This is a genomic window from Streptomyces sp. LS1784 (genome assembly GCF_020103755.1).
In the GTDB taxonomy this organism is placed as follows: domain Bacteria; phylum Actinomycetota; class Actinomycetes; order Streptomycetales; family Streptomycetaceae; genus Kitasatospora.
The window spans coordinates 1-3,171 of sequence record NZ_JAHSQD010000763.1 but is presented as its reverse complement, the minus strand read 5'-3'; the positions used below and the strand labels follow the sequence as shown (position 1 = coordinate 3,171).

General features: G+C 71.7%; 2 protein-coding genes and 1 pseudogene. 1 reads left to right on the top strand and 2 read right to left on the bottom strand.

Annotated elements, in window-relative coordinates; all coding sequences use genetic code 11:
- Together KS423_RS41960 and ctaD are read right to left on the bottom strand one after the other, a co-directional pair.
- Window positions 1-238: pseudogene (locus KS423_RS41960) on the bottom strand (hypothetical protein); the annotation flags it as partial.
- Window positions 239-349: 111 nt separating this feature from the next.
- On the bottom strand, window positions 350-2,170 hold the full coding sequence (gene ctaD / locus KS423_RS41955; protein WP_224284971.1) for a cytochrome c oxidase subunit I: 1,821 nt from the start codon (window positions 2,168-2,170) through the stop codon (window positions 350-352).
- Between the two features lie 541 nt (window positions 2,171-2,711).
- On the opposite strand from ctaD, the gene KS423_RS41950 reads away from it, so the two are divergent.
- A partial coding sequence (locus tag KS423_RS41950; RefSeq protein WP_224284970.1) for a BTAD domain-containing putative transcriptional regulator occupies window positions 2,712-3,171 on the top strand: 460 nt, incomplete at its 3' end.

Sequence of the window (3,171 nt, the reverse complement as noted above, 5' to 3'; positions counted from 1 at the left end):
TGCCGCCGACCAGTCCGGCGAGCGCGACCTGTGCGGCGGGCCGCCAGTCCGACAGCACGAGCAGCAGCCCGCCCGTCAGCGCGAGCCCGGCCCACCACAGCACGCAGGCCGCGGCGGCCGTACGGGTGGAGCGGGGCCGGTCGGCGCCGGCCTGGAGGTCGGCGATGGCGGGCAGGTACCAGACACAGCCGCTCGCGGTGAGGGCGGCGGTGCCGATGGCGAGAACGGTGTGGTTCACGACCCGGCCTTCCTGGTCACGAAGGGGTGAGGAGGGTGAGGAGCGGACAGGCCGTCCCCGCCCGCCCGGGGGCAGCGACGCGGGCGGGGACGGCGTTCGGGGGGAGCGGGCTCAGCCGCCCGAGGAGGACGGATCGGTGGGCGCGGAGGGCTGGGAGGCGAGGGCGGAGGCCGCCCGGTCCGCCCGGCTCAGCGGCCGGTCGTACTTCGCCGGCTCCACGTCGCCCAGGTGCTTGGCGGGCTTCCCGCTGTGCTCCAGCACGTCCCGGGCCGCGATGTCCGGGTGGTGGAGGTCGAAGGCCGGGGATTCGGAGCGGATCCGCGGCAGCTTGACGAAGTTGTGCCGCGGCGGCGGGCAGGAGGTCGCCCACTCCAGCGAGCGGCCCCAGCCCCACGGGTCGTCCTCGGTGACCTTCTCGCCGTACTTGGCGGTCTTCCAGACGTTGTAGAGGAACGGCAGGATCGACAGGCCGAGCAGGAACGAGCCGATGGTGGAGACGGTGTTCAGGGTGGTGAAGCCGTCCGAGGCCAGGTAGTCGGCGTAGCGGCGCGGCATGCCCTCCACGCCCAGCCAGTGCTGGACCAGGAAGGTGGCGTTGAAGCCGACGGTCAGCGTCCAGAAGGTGATCCGGCCGAGCCGCTCGTCGAGCTTCTTCCCGGTCATCTTGGGCCACCAGAAGTGGAAGCCGGCGAACATCGCGTACACCACGGTGCCGAACAGCGTGTAGTGGAAGTGGGCGACGACGAAGTACGAGTCGGAGACGTGGAAGTCGATCGGCGGGGCCGCGAGCAGCACGCCGGTCAGACCGCCGAACAGGAAGGTGACCAGGAAGCCGACCGTCCAGAGCATCGGGGTCTCGAAGCTCAGTGAGCCCTTCCACATGGTGCCGACCCAGTTGAAGAACTTCACCCCGGTCGGGACCGCGATCAGGAAGGTCATGAACGAGAAGAACGGCAGCAGCACCTGTCCGGTGACGTACATGTGGTGCGCCCACACCGTCACCGACAGACCCGCGATGGCCACCGTCGCGGCGATCAGGCCGGCGTAGCCGAACATCGGCTTGCGGCTGAACACCGGGATGACCTCCGAGACGATCCCGAAGAACGGCAGCGCCAGGATGTAGACCTCGGGATGCCCGAAGAACCAGAACAGGTGTTGCCAGAGCATCGCCCCGCCGTTGGCCGGGTCGAAGACGTGCGAGCCGAACTTGCGGTCGCACTCCAGCGCCAGCAGCGCGGCGGCCAGCACCGGGAAGACCAGCAGCACCAGCACCGAGGTGAGCAGCACGTTCCAGCAGAAGATGGACATCCGGAACATGGTCATTCCGGGCGCGCGCATGCAGATGATGGTGGTGATGAAGTTGACGGCGCCGAAGATGCTGCCGAAGCCGGACAGCGTCACGCCCATGATCCACATGTCGGCGCCGACGCCGGGCGAGTGGATCGCGTCGGACAGCGGCGCGTAGAGGAACCAGCCGAAGTCGGCGGCGCCCTGCGGGGTCGCGAAGCCGGCCGCGGCGATCAGCGAGCCGAACATGAACAGCCAGTAGGACAGCATGTTCAGCCGCGGGAAGGCGACGTCCGGCGCGCCGATCTGGAGCGGCATGATCCAGTTGGCGAATCCGGTGAACAGCGGCATCGCGAACAGCAGCAGCATCACCGAGCCGTGCATGGTGAAGGCCTGGTTGAACTGCTCGTTGGAGAGGATCTGCGTTCCGGGCCGGGCGAGTTCGGCGCGCATGACCAGGGCGAGGATGCCGCCGATCAGGAAGAACGCGAACGAGGACACCAGGTACATGGTGCCGATCGTCTTGTGGTCGGTGGTGGTCAGCAGTCTGACCGCGGCCGAACCGGGCCTCCTCGGCCTGGCCGCCCCTGCGGGAAGGGCCGTTGGCGGTGAGGTGGGGTCGCCCTGTGCCTGGGTGGCGCTCAAGGACGCACTCCTTCGGAACATCGTACGAATGGATGGCGATCCATGATCCGAACAGGCCGCCTCCGCGCCCCAGGGCCCTTCGGCCCGCCCGTCAGGGGCCGCTGGGCCCGAGTTCCCGGGGCCCGACCGGGACCTCCCGACCGCGGGCCCGGGACCTCCTGACCCGCCGTCGGGCGACCGCCCGCTCGGTGACCCGCCCGCTCGGGCCGCGCTCACCACGGCGCGGAGCCCCGGTCGAGAACCGCCGGAACGCGCCCTTGCCCACCGCCCCGCGCCCGCGCCCGAAGGCCCCCGGCGAGCCGCCCGTCCACCCGGCCCGACAGGACCCCGCCACCCCGCCCGACCTGCCGGAACACCGTCCGCACAGCCGTGCGGAACCCACCCTCCGACCCACCCGCCGACACCCCGGTTGTGTGCACGACGTGACCGAACCCGGCCGATTCCGTGCCCTTCAGCGCCGATCGACCGTCAAGTAGCCTGCGCGCACCACCGCACGGCCGCCCCGTCACACTGCCGCCGCCCACGCTCCGGAGGTACGCCGATGCCCCTGGCCCAGCCCGCCACCCCCGCCCGGACCGCCACCCCCGCCCGGCTGCACTTCTCCGTGCTCGGCCCGGTCACCGGCGAGGCCGGCGGCCGCCCGCTGGCCCTCGGGCCCCTGAAGCAACGGCTGGTGCTGGCCGTCCTGCTGAGCCGCGCCAACACCGCCGTCCCGGTCGACCTGCTCATCGACACGCTCTGGCCCGAGGAACCGCCGCGCACCGCCCGGAAGAACCTCCAGGTCTACGTCTGCACCCTGCGCACCCTGCTCGGCCGCGAGGAGGGACCCGACCGGCTCGTCCACTCGGCCGCCGGCTACCTGCTGCGGGTCGCCGAGCCCGAGCTGGACCTGCTCCGCTTCCGTGCCCTCGCCCGGGCCGGCCGGGCCGCCGCCGACGGCGGAGCGCTCGCCCCCGCCGCCCGCCTGCTGCGCCAGGCCCTCGACCTGTGGCAGGGCCCGC